Annotated in this window: 12 protein-coding genes; 1 reads left to right on the forward strand and 11 read right to left on the reverse strand. The window is 43.2% G+C overall.

The features are described from left to right. Positions 1 to 218: 218 nt before the first annotated feature. From AB4135_RS18505 to smc, 11 genes are all read right to left on the reverse strand, one after another. Positions 219 to 896: an exonuclease domain-containing protein gene (locus tag AB4135_RS18505; protein ID WP_371994930.1), complete on the reverse strand. Its 678-nt coding sequence runs from the start codon at positions 894 to 896 to the stop codon at positions 219 to 221. A gap of 5 nt (positions 897 to 901) precedes the next feature. Then, positions 902 to 2749 carry a DUF294 nucleotidyltransferase-like domain-containing protein gene (locus AB4135_RS18510; RefSeq protein ID WP_371994931.1) on the reverse strand — a complete coding sequence of 616 codons (1848 nt, stop codon included), beginning with the start codon at positions 2747 to 2749 and terminating at the stop codon, positions 902 to 904. A gap of 147 nt (positions 2750 to 2896) precedes the next feature. Next, on the reverse strand, positions 2897 to 4615 hold the full coding sequence (locus AB4135_RS18515; RefSeq protein ID WP_371994932.1) for a sodium:solute symporter family protein: 1719 nt from the start codon (positions 4613 to 4615) through the stop codon (positions 2897 to 2899). Positions 4616 to 4646: 31 nt separating this feature from the next. Then, a complete protein-coding gene (locus AB4135_RS18520; RefSeq protein WP_012277650.1) occupies positions 4647 to 4913 on the reverse strand; it encodes a DUF4212 domain-containing protein in 267 nt (88 codons plus the stop codon). 268 nt (positions 4914 to 5181) lie between these two features. Continuing rightward, complete coding sequence (locus AB4135_RS18525) at positions 5182 to 5808, reverse strand: thiol:disulfide interchange protein DsbA/DsbL (RefSeq protein WP_371994933.1); 627 nt, start codon at positions 5806 to 5808, stop codon at positions 5182 to 5184. Between the two features lie 15 nt (positions 5809 to 5823). After that, positions 5824 to 6645 (reverse strand): SDR family oxidoreductase, encoded by an 822-nt coding sequence (locus AB4135_RS18530; RefSeq protein ID WP_371994934.1) that lies wholly within the window; start codon positions 6643 to 6645, stop codon positions 5824 to 5826. 49 nt (positions 6646 to 6694) lie between these two features. After that, the gene (locus AB4135_RS18535; RefSeq protein WP_371994935.1) at positions 6695 to 7888 is read right to left on the reverse strand and encodes an HD-GYP domain-containing protein; all 1194 of its coding nucleotides are present in this window, start codon (positions 7886 to 7888) and stop codon (positions 6695 to 6697) included. Between the two features lie 734 nt (positions 7889 to 8622). Next, entirely contained in the window at positions 8623 to 9090 is a 468-nt protein-coding gene (locus AB4135_RS18540; protein WP_371994936.1) for a DUF2919 domain-containing protein, read from the reverse strand. A gap of 196 nt (positions 9091 to 9286) precedes the next feature. Next, complete coding sequence (gene ligA / locus AB4135_RS18545) at positions 9287 to 11293, reverse strand: NAD-dependent DNA ligase LigA (protein ID WP_371994937.1); 2007 nt, start codon at positions 11291 to 11293, stop codon at positions 9287 to 9289. A 77-nt stretch (positions 11294 to 11370) separates the two neighbouring features. Beyond that, positions 11371 to 12318 carry a cell division protein ZipA gene (gene zipA, locus AB4135_RS18550; protein WP_371994938.1) on the reverse strand — a complete coding sequence of 316 codons (948 nt, stop codon included), beginning with the start codon at positions 12316 to 12318 and terminating at the stop codon, positions 11371 to 11373. A 23-nt stretch (positions 12319 to 12341) separates the two neighbouring features. Continuing rightward, positions 12342 to 15767: a chromosome segregation protein SMC gene (smc, locus tag AB4135_RS18555; RefSeq protein ID WP_371994939.1), complete on the reverse strand. Its 3426-nt coding sequence runs from the start codon at positions 15765 to 15767 to the stop codon at positions 12342 to 12344. Between the two features lie 204 nt (positions 15768 to 15971). Here smc and cysZ point away from each other — a divergent pair, with 204 nt between their 5' ends. Further along, positions 15972 to 16745 carry a sulfate transporter CysZ gene (gene cysZ, locus AB4135_RS18560; protein ID WP_371994940.1) on the forward strand — a complete coding sequence of 258 codons (774 nt, stop codon included), beginning with the start codon at positions 15972 to 15974 and terminating at the stop codon, positions 16743 to 16745. Positions 16746 to 16887 lie beyond the last annotated feature (142 nt).

The raw sequence follows: 16887 nt of genomic DNA on the forward strand, positions 1-16887 counted from the left end.
CCACAAATAGTCTACAACACAGTAAAAATAGCCAAGAAACGCGGCCCTTTGGGTTCGTTTCAATTCTTTTATTACTGCGTTACGAGCTTTTCGCTTAGCCAGCTAAGCATCATCGCTCAAGCCTTGTACTAAAATAATTGAATTCGAACAAAAACTAAGCTCGAAAGATCAACAGCCCCTAATAGCTCGCCATAACTTATTGACTAACGTTTGGCGAATTAACGTAATAAGTCAGACAAATTAAGTGATTCTGCGCCCGCAATACTCGCCATCTGAGCCAACAACAGTTCTCCGCAAGATAATGCGTCAACAGCCGCATTATGGGCGGCATATATGGGTAAACCATAGCGACTTCGACACGCATCTAGCCTCAAGGAGCCCTCTTTAATCGCTTCATGCTGGCGTAGTATTCTACTTCTTTCTATAGCCATTGTGTCTATTGCTACAAAGGTCATTTTCTCGCCGAAACAACGGAAAAACTCAGCTTTTAGAAAGCACAGGTCAAGAGGAGCATGATGTGCGATTAGCACATGACCTTTAGTCTTTTCTAAAAACCAATGCATTGCCTCCTTAGCTGAAATAGCAGCTTCTAGCTGACCATCAACGATACCGTGTATGACTGCACTTTCACCCACACTGCCTTCTATGCTCACCAACCTATAATCGGCACGCTTTAATTGAAGCATGCCATTTTGGATAGGCACCATACCAATACTCAAAATTTGATCGAACTGAGCATCTAAACCTGTCATTTCTAAATCAATTGCCATCAAAGGAATATCCACTAAAGGCTTTGATATAGCGTGACTTAACGCTCGGTAGTAGTCAGCAATAACGTCATTAGCAGCTCTAAACACCTTTAATCTGAGCTGATTTTTTAAATAAAAACGCTTCAAAAGAGTTAGTAGCTCCGCATCATTTTTAACTTAAGGCCTACTTGCCCGTCATGAACAACTTTAAATGCATCTCTTAACTGGTGGCGTACCAATGAAGACACATCTTGTGGCATCAAGTAATTGGTGACAGGCTTACCGTTTGTATATTGATAGCCTTGATTTGAAAGGCGCATATGCGCAATAAATTCATGGGCATCTGCAAGATTAAGCGCATCTTTACGGTTAATAATATTTTGCTCCATTAACGCCCTAATTCTTTTAGCGGTGTTGACCTCTTTAATGCCCGCAGACAACGCATAAACACGGGCGATGTCATTTATTAATGCGCTGCCTTTATGTTTAAGATCGATCCCTTTAACCTCTGAACCATCACGCTCTAGCACAAACTTTCTGAAAAAGCCCAATGGCGGCGTACTCGTCAGTGAATTACCAGTGAGGCCAGCAAGGAAAATATCATTGCCTTTGGTATTGTTAAGCACCTCATCTTGCAAGCCATTGAATAGAGATTGTGGGCCATAAACAGCGCGCATATCGAAAAAAATACTACTATGCATTAGCGCTTTTGGATCTGGCGTATTCACCCATTTGTGGAAGACAGCACGCCAGTGTTTGAGGGACATTCGCCATTTAGGATTTTGCGCCATAATATCGCCCGGACAAAAGATATAGCCACACTCATCAAGCCCGGCACACACTGCTTTTGATAACGCTTCAAAATAACCTGCGGCGGCTTCATCAGGCTCATGTGCCAGCAGCAATCCATTATCCTGATCTGAACAAGCAGCTTGATCCTGACGTCCTTGAGAGCCAAATGCTAACCAGCAAAACGCCATTGGCGCCTCACCCAGTATCTGTTGATTTAAGACAATTAAACGCCGTGTCAGCGCATCGGTCACAGAGGTTAATACCCGACCGATCTCTTCAGCTCGCGCATCGGCACTGATTAGGTTTTGCAGCAAAAGCGGGATCTGTTTACTCACTTGAATCAAACTGAGCAGGTCTTTTTGTCGGTCAATCTCACCAATTAACAATAACGGCTGCGAACTCTGTCCACGCAGTATATCGGTGCTGGTAATAATTCCTTTTGCTAGTCCTCCGTCTACCACTGGTAGATGATGAATGTTGTGTTCACTCATCAAAAGCATAGCTTCAAATACTAATGAATTAGACTCAATGGATATCGGAGTCGTGGTCATTGCTTGATGGATCGCAAGGCTACCATCGAGCCCCTCTGCTAACACACGATTGCGAAGATCTTTGTCAGTTAAAATGCCGACCAGCTTCTCATTATCGATGACTAATACTGATGAAACCCGTGATTTTCGCATTAATTTTGCAGCATCTGAGATAGTAGCTTTCATATCGATCATCAGCGGAGATTTAGACATCAATGTGGTAATACGACTGGTCGTCGTGAGCTCTTTAGCCTTAAACCTGCCTTGATGGCGTAAACGCTTAGCAAAAGCTTTATTGAAGAACCGGTCAAACTCACGGCTTTTAGTACGCAGTAAATTGAACATCTCGGGCGGCAGGTGATAGACCAAGCCATCTTCTAAAATAGCGACGCGGTTACTCGCCTCTTCTCCTGATAATAATGAAGGAAATCCAAAATAATCGCCCTCACCTAATCTATCAAGTAATTCTCCGTTTATGTCGCGAACTTCAAATGCGCCGCTTCTCACAATATACAGCTGAGGGTGCAGCGGATCTAACGGAACAAAAGCGGAAGCTTTACTGTAGTAACCAATAGTGAGTGAGCGGCAACCACTTAGCAATGCTTCTTCATCCAGCGACAAAAATGGTACTCGCTGTTGTAAGAACTGCATAATGGGTTGTAATTCGCTAGCATCCATTTCTCATCTCCCTATCCACTGACTTGCCCTTCAACAACTATATCGCTTAGACCTGTATTAACACTATTCGACTAAAGGCCAGTCTATGGTATAGATATAAAAAAAGAGCGCTAAATGCGCTCTTTTTAATCTGTTTAACTTTAGATTCTAGTGATCTTGCGCTTCACCTGAACCTTTAGGGAAGCGAATAGACTCAACCATATCAACAACATCTTGTGGTACTGCCGTTGTCACCTTACTCACACCAAAGGCGACTGCAAAGTTAATCACCATGCCGAGCATACCTATACCTTCAGGAGACACACCGAATAACCAGTTCTCACTCATATTCGCACTTGGGTTTACAAACTTAAAGTAAACAATATAAGAAGCGGTGAATAGTAGACCGGTGATCATACCGGCAATAGCGCCCTCTTTGTTCACTGTCTTAGAGAAGATCCCCATGATGATAGCAGGGAATAGTGACGATGCAGCTAACCCGAATGCAATCGCAACAACCGCTGCCACAAAGCCTGGCGGATTAATACCGAAGTAACCTGCCATCACAATACCCATTGCAGCGGCTATTCGAGCGTACATCAATTCCTTCTTATCAGAGATATCAGGCATCAAATTTTTCTTCAATAAATCATGAGATACTGAAGTTGAAATAACCAATAATAGACCTGCTGAAGTTGATAGTGCTGCCGCTAAACCACCTGCCGCCACAAGCGCGATAACCCATGCTGGCAGATTGGCAATTTCTGGTGTCGCTAACACCATAATATCGCGGTCAATCTTCATCTCACTTTCAGCGCCTTTAGCATAGTAAATCTTGCCATCGTCGTTCTTATCATCCCAAGTAATTAGACCTGTTTTCTCCCAGTTCTTAATCCACTCAGGTGCCGTTTCATAAGCAACACCCGTCGACTCTGGACCATTAATCGTTTCAATCATATTTACACGAGAGAACGCAGCAAGAGCTGGAATAGTGGTGTACATAATCGCAATAAATACCAGTGCCCAACCCGCTGATACTCGCGCATCCTTAACTTTAGGTACAGTGAAGAAACGTACGATTACATGGGGAAGACCTGCAGTACCAAACATCAACGCGCCAGTAATAAAGAACACATCAATCATGCTCTTAGAGCCTTCAGTATACTGGGAGAAGCCTAACTCGGCAGACAATCCATCCAGCTTATCTAGCAGATACACCCCGGTACCATTGCCGGCTGCATCAATTAATTCAGCGCCAAAACCGATTTGCGGAATAACATGGCCTGTCATCATCACCGAGATAAAAATCGCAGGCACCATGAAAGCAAAAATAAGTACGCAGTACTGTGCGACCTGGGTGTAGGTGATGCCTTTCATGCCGCCAAGAACCGCATAGAAAAACACCACTGCCATACCAATATAAACGCCGGTTTCAACTTCAACTTCGAGGAACCTTGAGAATACAACCCCCACACCACGCATTTGACCTGCAATATAGGTGAAACAAATAAAGATGGCACACACTACTGCTACCGTTCGAGCCGCTTGTGAGTAGTAACGATCACCAATAAAGTCAGGTACCGTGAACTTACCGAATTTACGTAAGTAAGGAGCCATGCAAAGCGCTAGCAGAACATAACCACCGGTCCAACCCATTAGATACACTGAACCATCGTAGCCTGTAAAAGATACAATACCCGCTAGTGAGATAAATGATGCCGCTGACATCCAATCGGCCGCTGTAGCCATACCGTTCATTACTGGATGAACACCGCCACCCGCAACATAGAATTCTTTAGTCGACCCAGCACGAGACCAGATCGCAATACCGATATATAGGGCAAATGTAATCCCTACTATCAGATAGGTTAATGTTTGTACGTCCATTTCATGACTCCTTTAAATAAGTTCTTAGTTATTAGTCTTCGTGCACATCGTATTTTTTGTCTAACGCATTCGCTTTAGCGACATAGACAAAAATAAGTGCGACAAACACATACATGGCACCCTGTTGTGCAAACCAGAATCCCAACTTGAACCCCATGAAATGGATCTCATTGAGCACATCTACTAATAAAATACCGCAGCCAAATGACACTGCTGCCCATATGGCCAATAAGCCCAATACTAGACGTAGATTTTCACGCCAATAACCTTCTGCCTTCTCGTTGCTTTCAAAACTCATAGCGACTCCCCTGTGCTGATTTTTATATTAAGTCAGGGTTTAATCTAGCAAGCGTGAGCTGAACAACAATCGCGACCTTAGTCTAACGCGTACGGAACCCTTTATAGGTAAACAGTAATAACCACCTACATTCAGTAACTTACGAGTTGACGCCCACGTCAACCAAGTGTATTTATTAACCTAGAAGTTAGACCAAGGTATTATCTGTTTTTATTACTCAGACACAAAAAAGCCCACTAAAAGTGGGCTTTCACAGCGGTAATCACGATTAATCTTCAAGCTGGCTCAAGTAACGGATCATATTGGCTAGCGCTTCAGGAGACTGAGGTTGTTTCTTAATTAAGTATTTTCCATTCACCAGTAATGATGGTACGCCTTTAATCTCTGCCAGTTGAGCTTGAGTATCGTAATTCATCAATGCGAGCTTAGCGTCAGTTGAGTTCATCGCGTCGGAGACAGCTTTATCATCGACCCCTTGGCTGACAAAATAAGCTTGCAGATCTGCAGGGCGATTAAATGCGCCATTTTGTTCATGAATACGGGTAAAAATATTGCCATGAACTTGCTTAGTAACACTGAATTTCTGTGCTAAGTAATAGGCTTCCTGACTCAAAATCCAACTGGTACGCCCAGCTCCAACCGGAGTTCTTTCAAACTGAACATCGCTCTCTAGCAAATGAGCCGTTTTCTCAAACAGCGGATCTTGTCGGTAACAATGGCCACAGTTATAAGAGAAGAACTCTCTAATGACCGGTTTTTGAGCTTCTGGGATCCCTGCTATTTTAACGTAATCAACACCTTCTACATACTGCTCAGCATGGGCACTTTGTAGAGGCAAGATTAAGCTGACAATCGCCAATAAGCCACTGGCAAACAATACTTGTAACGATTTCATAAACATCCTTAATATTTAACAGGCATTCAGCATATCCATTGGGTCGCTGAACTGATACTCAAAATTTAACTCTTTAACGAGTCGATTGCTACTAATGAGCTTGCCGCCTGCACTGTTTTGCACGAATTGCGGTGCAACGAGCCCTAAATCTAAACTAGCCTGACGGTAAAAAGCCTCCCGAGTTGGGTGCTTTGGCGCACAAATATTATAGATCCCTGCTGAGCTGGGCTCAAAAATAAGTTTTGTTACTGCACCAATACAATCAGTTAGATGAACGATGTTTACTGGAGCCTGCGGATCCGCAAGTTCAGTTCTGCCAGCTAAAAAACGTCCAGGATGACGTTTGGGCCCCACTAAGCCTGAGAACCGCGCAATAGTGCAGTTATCTAGCGCCAAGAACATCGCCTCTGCCTGTAACAGTTTTTCGCTCACCTCTGAGTGCGCCACCGCATCTTGCTCTGTCATTAGCATTTCTAGTGATGGATAAACGCCTGTGGTACTGATAAAGACTATTTTCTGGTAACGAATATCGCCAATCAAGGCAATTAACTTTGTAAGTTTGGCATGATAAGCGTTAGGATCTCTTCTTAGCCCCGGTGGAATATTGACAACTAAACAATCGGTGTTAAGCACGGTTTCTAGCGAAACCTGTGACTGTTGTTCAGGCTCTGCTTGGGCCAAATCTAATGCAAAGCCGTTAATGCCGCCTTGAGATAGTGCACTTGCATCCTCAAGACTGCGTTTGCTGCCATTTACCGAAATGCCACGAGCAACCAACTCTTGGGCAAGTGGTAATCCAAACCAACCACAACCGACAATACAAACTGAATTTATCATTTTTACCCTTTTGTTGACTCTTGAATTACCAGGCTAAACCACATTGGTATTACATAGAGCTAAAATAGAAGCTTATATCAGCACTAGGATCCAGTGCTTTTAATGCGCCAGAGCCTAGCTCGTCGACTTTAATCACTTTGCTTATTAATATACCTTCTTCGACTAAATAGCGTAACACCGCGTTTTCACCATTTTCATCACAGGCGAGTACATGAGGTTGTTTTACCCATTCAGTCGTAATGAGGACTTTTGCAATTTGTCCATTTGATAATTGCACTAATGTGCCTGGTGGATAAATACCCAGCACTTTAACCAGAGCTGAAATAAGCGATGCCGCATGCTTACCCGCTCTATTTTTAAAAAGGTAGCCTAGCGCCACTTGCGGTGAACGCCCATTACCAAATTTGAGCAACTGTTCAAAATCATTTGCCAAGGCAACGATTTGGGTTGTTAGGGGGATCTGCGAGTCTTTAAGTCCGTCAGGATAACCACTGCCATCAATCCATTCATGGTGATGTAGAACAATATCAAGCACTGCTTTTGGAAACAGATCTTGTTTACTCATCATGTCAAAGCCAAATTTGGGGTGCATCTTAAGAAAATTAACTTCATGATCCGATAGGTTACTCTTTTTTCGGCGGATCACATCGGGCACTTTTCGCTTACCAATATCATGAAATACAGATCCCATTGCGATGTCCCGCAATTCTGAATCGGTGCAGCCCAATGAGCACCCGAGCATCATCGACAATACAGCAATTGAAACCCCGTGTTCTGTTCCGCTATCGTCCTCGCTACTATTGACCAAAGCAAGATGCGGTTTTGAGGTCTCTTTAATATGGTCCATCATGGACTCGACTAGTGTTGCGGCAGAGCGATAAGCCCCCTCAGGCTCGGCTGCTATTTTTGAAAAAGCACTGCGGCACTCTACCCCGTTTTTTTGAAAACGTTGTTGGCTCATACGAATAGATTTACGTAATGAAGCTAACCGCTCCTGCGCATAGTCCTCTGCAGACTTCTCTGCTATCACTTCTATCTGTTGTTTCTGTGTTGATGCAACTATCGCCTTTCCTGCGATTAAATACACATAAGCAATATTCAGACTCTTAATCAGTTCAATTTGCGATTGGCTTTCAATTTCAAACTGATTAAACAGAAAGGGGTGCTGCGTCCACGATAAAGGTATTTTGATGGTTAAACCGACGCATAATTTAGACAAGGGAATTCTGACGTCTTTTGACATTACTAAATGCTCCAGAGGTAGTCACCATTTAGGAAAAGTGTCTCGCTCTTGAATTAAGATTTCGTGCCAAACACATGCAGAAAATCGCTGGCACTAATTGTGGCTACATCATCATTAGCTATCAGTGGATGATAATAGTTTTCTACGGTGAAGAACAGTAAGAATGTCAATTTTATGACAGTTTTCACATAGTTAAACTAACAAGCAAGCAGTCAATAACATCGAGTGTTTGAGTTATTCCAGACAGAAAAACAGTAGTCCTACTATTTTAAAGCTGTTCGCAGATGAATCAACTGCAGCGACAAAATAAAACGGCTACGCCGTCAAATTATTAATGCTGTGCTGACTCAAAGGTTAATGCCGCTGAATAATAAACAAGGTCAGTCATCGCCTGTAAACCCCCTAGCCCTGAGTTATAACTTATTCCATTTTTATCGCAAATTGTACTAAATTACCATCAAGAGGATATTGTATGCAATCTACAATTGATATATTCTAGCTTCGTTCTTTAGAGTTAGTAGCCCCGAACTATTACTCTCAAAGACAAACTGTCAATTGTCCTTTTTTAAGGCTAGCAATAATTTGTTGCTTAACTAAAAAGGTTTTTTGTTAATATCCCTGGATCATAGTATCGAATGCTGTCGATACTGCAGATTCATTTTGGCGCTGTATTTATACAGCGCCATTTTTTTTATCTACTGCATCAACCTAAGCCAATGACTGCCTTAGCCCTTCTACTCTTCTGCTTTCCAATCTAGAAAGTAATATTTTAGTCTATTTGAATTAAACAGATATAAAGTACTCCAGAATAGAAACAATGCGTCCAATCCTACACTCCAGCTATACACATAGTGAGCATGCAAAATACGTTGGATAAGCAAACCACCGTCAATACATAACAACGCCAGTAATAGCCACTTTATGTATTTAAAGATAGGTTGGATCCACCAAGGGCTGCGTTTTCGCTCGGCTATAATTAAGCTATATACAACAAGTGCACCAGCACCAGCCATTAATGCCATCAAAAAATCAGACTTTTGCGGATAAACCAACGCAACAAGCCCTGCTCTATCACTTGCTTGAGTTAATGATGCGATAAATACGCACCAGCCTCTCGCTAAAAATATCAACATTAAATACAGCATCAAAGGAGGCTTAATATGCCCCTTATCATCTAGCCAAGTTATGTTACTAAAATCCAAAGCTGTCCCTTTTGTCCGAATCTAGACAGCGCCAACTGCAACTGTATTAGTGTTTAATCAGATATGGTGCCTTTTGCTGAAAATTCAACGTTTTTAATGCAGAAAGTTATTTATTGAAGTGCTACCAAGGTGGTAAAAATAATAAATGACAAATAAAAAAGCTCCCTTAGGGAGCTTTAAATCTGCAACGGTTTATCTATGACAAAATGGCAATCAATGCCTCTTCATCAATGACCTTGACACCAAGGTCTTGCGCTTTGGTTAACTTAGAGCCTGCTGCTGCACCAGCCACCAAACAGTCAGTATTCTTTGATACACTACCGGCTACTTTTGCACCTAATGCCTGCAACTGCGCTTTAGCATCATTTCGGTTCAACTGTGTTAACGTGCCAGTTAATACCCAAGTTTGCCCTTTAAGTGATAAATCCTCTTCTGCCACCTCTGCTATTGCCGGCCAGCAAACCCCTACCTCTATAAGCTTATCAATCACTTCAAGATTATGCGGCTGTGCCAAGAAGTGCGCTAAATGAGCCGCAACAATAGCTCCAACATCATCGACCTTAATAAACTCTTCAGCAGTCGCAGCTTTTAGTGAATCTAATGTTTTAAAATAAGCAGCAAGGTTAGCGGCGGTGGCTTCTCCCACCTCTCTTATGCCTAACGCATAAAGGAACCGAGCAAAGGTTGTTTCTTTGGCAACGTCGATAGCGGCGACTAATTTAGTGGCCGACTTCATGCCCATACGCTCAAGCATTGTCATCGCCGATGCGGTTAACTTAAATAGATCGGCAGGGCTTTCAACCAGCTCTTTATCAATGAGTTGCTCAACGACTTTATCGCCCATACCATCGATATCAAGCGCCTTTCTAGAAGCAAAGTGCTTTATCGCTTCTTTACGTTGTGCTTCACAAAATAAACCACCGCTACATCGTGCCACCGCTTCACCTTCAACTCGCTCTACTTCACTACCGCAAACCGGGCAGTGCTGCGGAAACACAATATCTTGAGCATCATCAGGACGTTTATCAGCAACGATCGCAACAATTTGCGGGATAACATCGCCAGCACGGCGAATTATGATGGTGTCGCCAACTTTTACACCAAGACGGGCAATTTCATCAGCATTATGCAAGGTAGCATTTGAAACCGTCACGCCGCCAACAAATACAGGCTTAAGACGCGCAACAGGCGTAACTGCTCCGGTACGACCGACTTGAAAATCAACCCCTTCAAGTAATGTCATCTCCTCTTGAGCAGGAAACTTAAAGGCTGTTGCCCAGCGTGGGGCTTTTGCAACGAAACCTAGACTCAGTTGGTGAGCAATCTGATTAACTTTGACCACCACGCCATCGATTTCGAAATCTAAGCTGCTGCGGCGCTGTTGAATATCATTGTAATAATCCATTACTTCTGCGACTGATTCACACACTTTGACTTCTTGGCTGACTGGCACGCCCCAAGAACGTAGTTGCTCTAGCTGGCCATAATGGCTATCGGCAAGCCCCCATGATTCAGGCTCAACGACACCGAGAGCATAAGCGTAAAACCCGAGTGCTCGGCTAGCAGTAATCTTACTGTCTAACTGACGTAAACTGCCTGCCGCTGCATTACGAGGATTAACAAACAGCTTTTCCCCTTTAGCACGAGCACGTTCATTGAGCGCGTCAAAGGCCTTATGCGGCATAATCACTTCGCCGCGGACCTCAACTAATGGCGGAAAATTATCACCGCGCAGTTTTAAAGGAATTGACTTAATCGTGCGGACATTTTCAGTGATATTCTCGCCAGTTTGACCATCGCCGCGTGTTGCCGCTCGTTCAAATACACCATCACGGTACACAATACTCACAGCTAAACCGTCAAGCTTAGGCTCACAGCAATAGCTTAGCGCCGTACCGACTTTATCGGTTATCCTCGAATGAAACCCATTAAACTCCGCTTCGTCAAATACATTATCAAGGCTTAACATTGGCTTGAGGTGAGTGATCTGTTCAAACTTAGCTAATGCCTCACCGCCAACTCTTTGCGTCGGCGAGTCAGCTTTAGCGAACTCTGGACTTTGAGTCTCAAGTTCCTTAAGCCTTTTCAGTAATCTGTCGTACTCTGCATCAGGAATCGTTGGATTGTCATCAACATAGTAGTGATAATTATGTTGGTTGAGTTGCTGAGTCAGTTCTAAGATCTCAAGTTCATTAGCGTGCATATGGTTCGTCCAAATAATAACAAAGGCCGCCTAAGCGACCTTTTTAAAACAAATGTAGTTGATTCACTTACTCGGAATTAAGCCTGTGCTTTAATTCGTTGTATATAATTCTGTTTGGTACTTTCAAGCCACTCATCGCGGCCACCATCCAGTACCAGACCATTTAGGTCGTCGGCGATCTGATGAGCTGAATTGAGCATGGTAGAGAAGTTTCTCAGCGCATCGCCATAACAAGGTAGTGTCATAAATAGCACCACGCCTTGGGTAGAGAACTGCTCCATACTATCAGGATCAAACACTCCTGGTTTAACCATATTCGCCATTGAGAATAATACTTTACCGGTACCGGCATTATCTTCATGACGGTGGAAGATATTCATGTCACCGAATTTAAAATTAAGTGTTAACAAGCAAGGTAACAGCTCAGCACCATTAAGCTCTTCCCCCTCTTTGGCTACAACGTGCAGTACCAATACATCTTGAGGATCACCTAAAGGCTCCTCGACAGCCACCTCTTCAACTTCCTGCTCGACCAAACTTTCTTGCGTTGTTTCGCTTTCAAGTACAGGTTCTTCAGCAAACAAAGACGACTGAATTGGGGCCGGTTCAGGTTGTATTGTGACATCGTCATCGATTAATGAAGGTTCAACGCGAGCCGTTTTAGCACCACGGACGGTTTTTTGGCTTGGGGTATCACTTAAGATAAATGATTCATCTTCAACCGCCGAAAAAGTTGCGTCGACATTTTCTGTAACTGCAGGTTCTGCAACTAATGGTGCTGGCTTAGGCTCATCTTCAATTTCAGTTTTGCTGCTTTCGTCTGCACTCGCCTTAACGACTCTCACCTCGCCTATGCCGTCATTATCGAAACCTTCTGCATCTCTGCGGTCTCGATTAATATCTGTCATTGGGCTCTGTTTGAACCCTGTTGGCTGTTGCTTTCGTATGGACCAAAAACCATGCACAAGTACGGCAATAATCGCTATCGCTCCTAAAACAAGCAATACCAGTTGCAAATTTTCCATTGGTTACCCTGTAATCTTTATGTTCATCCAGCGTCAGCTAACGCTACCGCTTCATCGATATCTACCGCCACAATGCGCGAAACGCCGGGCTCATGCATAGTCACACCGATAAGTTGATCGGCCAATTCCATGGTGATCTTGTTATGACTAATATATATAAATTGTACGCTTTGGGACATCTCTTTTACCAAACGACAGAATCGTTCGACATTGGCATCATCCAAAGGTGCATCAACTTCGTCCAACATACAAAAAGGTGCTGGATTCAATCTAAAAATAGCAAAAACTAATGATAATGCGGTTAGTGCTTTTTCTCCACCAGAAAGAAGGTGGATAGTGCTATTTTTCTTACCCGGTGGCCGAGCCATAATGGTGACGCCTGTTTCCAGAAGATCATCATCAGTCAGTGCCAAATAGGCACTGCCACCGCCAAAAACTTTCGGAAACAAAATACCTAAATCTTTATTTACTTTATCAAAGGTATCTTTAAATCGACTTTTTGTTTCAGTATCAATTTTACGAATCGCTTCTTCCAAACTTCCCAAGGCTGAATTTAAGTCTTCATCTTGGCTATCTAGATAGCTTTTGCGCTCATTTTGCTGCTCAAACTCTTCAATAGCAGCGAGGTTAATAGCCCCAAGGTGAGCGATACGAGCCCGTAAACGTTCCAGTTCTTTTTGACGCCATAAAGTGTTGCGACTACCATCAAGCTTAGATAATACTTGTTCAACATCAATACCCTGCTCAGTAATTAAACTAAACTGACTGTCAATTTGACCTTTTAAACCTTCACGACGTAACTTTAACGCGCTCATGGTTTGAGTCAAGTCTTCTATCTTCGCAAGCTGTTGTTTTTTATTCGTTCCTGCACTATCGCACAGTTCTTGTATCCCTGCTTGCTCCTGCCTGAGCAAGTTTAGCGCTTGCTGTTTAACTTGCTGTGCGTCTAAAGCTTGTGTCAACTGCACTTTTATCGACTGAGAGTTCTGAGCAGTCTCAACGTCTTGTTTATTTTCTAACTGCAAACGCACTTGCTCTTTACTTAGTTCAAGCTCTTCGAGTCGCTGCCTTTGATGACTCACTTTTTGTTCTATCAACGCCACTTGGGTTTGAATGGCTTGCTCACTTTTAACGCTAGTTTTAAGTCGTAGCTCAGAGCCATTAAGCAGATCTTTAAGCTCAGTTAACGATTTAAATGCCGCCAGTTTGTCTGACTCTGCAGCTTGTCGGCTTACTGAAGCAAGCTCAAAGGCTTGTTGCAGACTTGCTTCACAGTGCGAATACTGTGCATGTTGAGTGGTTAGCTGTTGCAATTGAGTTTCAGATTCCACTAACTCCTGCAGTAACTGCTTATAACGTGCATCTGTTTCATTTAGGGTGGTTTGCATTGCTTTAACTTGCGATGCCATACCTGCTAATGCCACTTTCTGTGCTTGGATCTGCTGGTACTGTTGCTGCTGTGAGAGCAATTGCGGCTTAAGCTCTTCTATGTACAATGACAAGGTTTGCGTTAATTCACTCAAGCGTTCTTCAGTGTCGTAAACCACTTCTGTCAGCGCAGCGTACTCATTTTTAAGCTGCACCAGTGAGCCAGAATCAGTATTTTTTTCAATAATAAAGTCTGCACCAATAAGAAAGCCATCTGCAGTTGCGAACATTTGCTCAACAGCAAGTTCTTTGCGTCGTTGAATAGCTTCATCTTTTGTCTCAAGCCACTTAACCTGACTTAACCAAGGATTAAGATTAACAGGGCTCTGAATAACATCATTCGCCATTCCATTTGCTATAGAGGCTGCTGAAAACCCAATGCTTGATTCAGTTGCTAGCTCCCCAGATACCGGAGCATTAAGCACATTTGAAAGTAGCAAGTCAACGGCGCTTTCCCACCCAGGGCTCACCTCGATAACTTGCCATAATTGAGTGTCAGAGTCATCATTCTCATCAGGCAGTAACTGAGTAACTACAGATAAACGCCCCTTTTCATCGGCCAGCTTTACTTTTACAGACTCAAGCTCAGTTTTTAATTCATCACAAGACTGTTGACGAGTTTCAATATTAAAGCTCAGCTCGTCATAAATCTCTTGCGCTTGCTCAGTCTCTAAAGACAAGGTGTCGCATTGGTTTGCTAGGGAATTGGTCTTAAGCTGTGCTAACTGTTCACTATGCTCTTGCGCTCTTTGTGTCAGTCTTGCTAGAGATTTTTGTTTATCCGCTAGCTCTTTTGAACAATAATTTAGCTGAGTACGGTTCATCTCGACCGCTAAATGCGCTTTTGCTTCATCAGCGCTATGCCGCTGAAATTGTTCGGTTGAAGTAATGTGACGTTGGCTTACTAGGGCCAATTCAGCAGACTGGTTGTTAGCCTGTTCCTGCCACGCATTTATCTCAGGCGCTAACTCTTGTTGCTGCTTTAGCAGCTTTTCTTGGCTTACATTAGCTGTTTTCAATGACGCTTGCTGCAAGGCTATTTGAGCACTAATTTCGCCCAGTCGTTGATTCAAACTGTCATCTTGTTGCTCACGGTGTTTCAGTGATTGTTCAAGCTTAGCAATATGGGTTTTGGTGAGATAAAAAGCTTCGACTTGCTGATGTTCTTGACTATCAAGCTCACTCAATTTCAAATTCAACTCGGTCAAACTAAGCTCAAGTGTCTGCTTCTCAGCAAGTAAACTGGCTTGCTGCACTTCTAGCTTACTGATCTGAACAGTTAATGTGTCGGTTTGCTGATTCAGCTCATGATAACGAGACACCACCAGCTCGGACTCACATTGACGTTCAGACTGTTTAAGTTCACGATACTGTTTAGCCGTTTGTGCCTGCTCGGCAAGCCTTTCGAGTTGCTTATGCAATTCTGAGCGAATATCTCCAAGACGGGATAAGTTTTCGCGAGTGTGCCTAATACGATTCTCTGTTTCTCGTCTGCGCTCTTTATAGCGAGAGATCCCGGCCGCTTCTTCAATGAATACTCTTAACTCTTGCGGCTTTGACTCAATCAGTCGAGAAATGGTGCCCTGCTCAATAATCGCGTAGCTTCGAGGCCCAAGCCCAGTGCCCATAAAGAGATCGGTAATATCTTTACGGCGACACTTTTGATTATTCAGAAAATAACTTGAATCGCCATCACGGCTTACTTGCCTCTTAACCGCTATCTCTTGGTAGCTGGCGTATTGACCCGCTAATCGATTGTCTTGGTTGTCAAATAGCAGTTCCACACCCGCTACCGAAACCGGTCTTCTGGCCGTAGAACCATTAAAAATAACGTCTGCCATGGAATCACCACGCAGGTGTTTAGCGGAGCTTTCGCCCAGCACCCAACGCACAGCATCAATGACATTTGATTTACCACAGCCGTTCGGGCCAATAATGGCGCTCAATGGGTTAGGTAAGGGAATTTTAGTTGGATCGACGAATGACTTGAATCCGGCAAGTTTTATCTGTTTAAGTCTCATGATGCCGTTTTGGTCACTTCCACGCTAAGTTATCTGCAGACAATTAGCGTCTATGTTTGATATGCATATAATTATGGTAACTTTACCAAAGCTAACAGCATTTTGTAACGCTTTTTATTGCTGATTAACGCCTTTTCACTTGCGGTTAAATGCCCACTGACTCACAATCGTGACAATGCGTATCTTTAACTATCAAAGATTTCTATGAATAAAACCAATCAAGTAACAAAAAAAAGTGGCGTAAATTACTTCTTAGAAGGGTTCAGTTTGATAAAACGTCCGGGTCTTAGACGTTTTGTGTTTATTCCACTGACAATTAACTTATTGCTCTTTGCTGGCTTAATCTATTTTGCCATTGGTCAGTTAGAGCAGGTTTTCACCTGGCTTTCAGGTCAACTTCCAGAATACTTAAGTTGGTTAAACTTTCTACTTTGGCCACTTGCGGTATTAACCCTGTTGGTGGTGTTATCTTTTATCTTTAGCTCAGTGATGAATTGGCTAGCAGCGCCCTTTAACGGATTACTGGCCGAAAAAGTCGAGCAACTGTTGACTGGCAAACCGCTCAATACCGGTGGCGGTATCGATTTAATCAAAGATTTACCGCGTATCTTGGGCCGAGAGTGGATCAAACTCAAATACTATCTGCCGCGTGCTATTGTCTTCTTGTTGCTATTTTTACTGCCGTTTGTCGGTCAAACTGCAGCGCCTATCTTATGGTTTCTTTTTAGCGCTTGGATGATGGCAATACAATACTGTGATTATCCTTTTGATAACCATAAAGTCCCCTTTGCGGATATGAAGTTCGCGCTTAATCAGACCCGGGGGAGCAGCTTTAGCTTTGGCGCCGCCGTCACACTGTTTTCAATGATCCCGATCCTCAACTTTGTCGTGATGCCAGTAGCCATATGCGGCGCTACATCTATGTGGGTTGATAAATATCGAGAAGCCTACAAAGACAACACCATCGCACCAGATTAATATTATGCTGGGCCATTAATCATATGGCCTAGCCACTTCAACGCACTTTCGACTTAATTGTTACTTCTCTGAAAATATTTGTAACAAATAGCCTACCTTTTTTATACTTAATTCCATTACAATCCCCTCACCCAATTATTCA

It is taken from the genome of Shewanella sp. 10N.286.54.B9 (genome assembly GCF_041468565.1).
Lineage (GTDB): Bacteria > Pseudomonadota > Gammaproteobacteria > Enterobacterales > Shewanellaceae > Shewanella.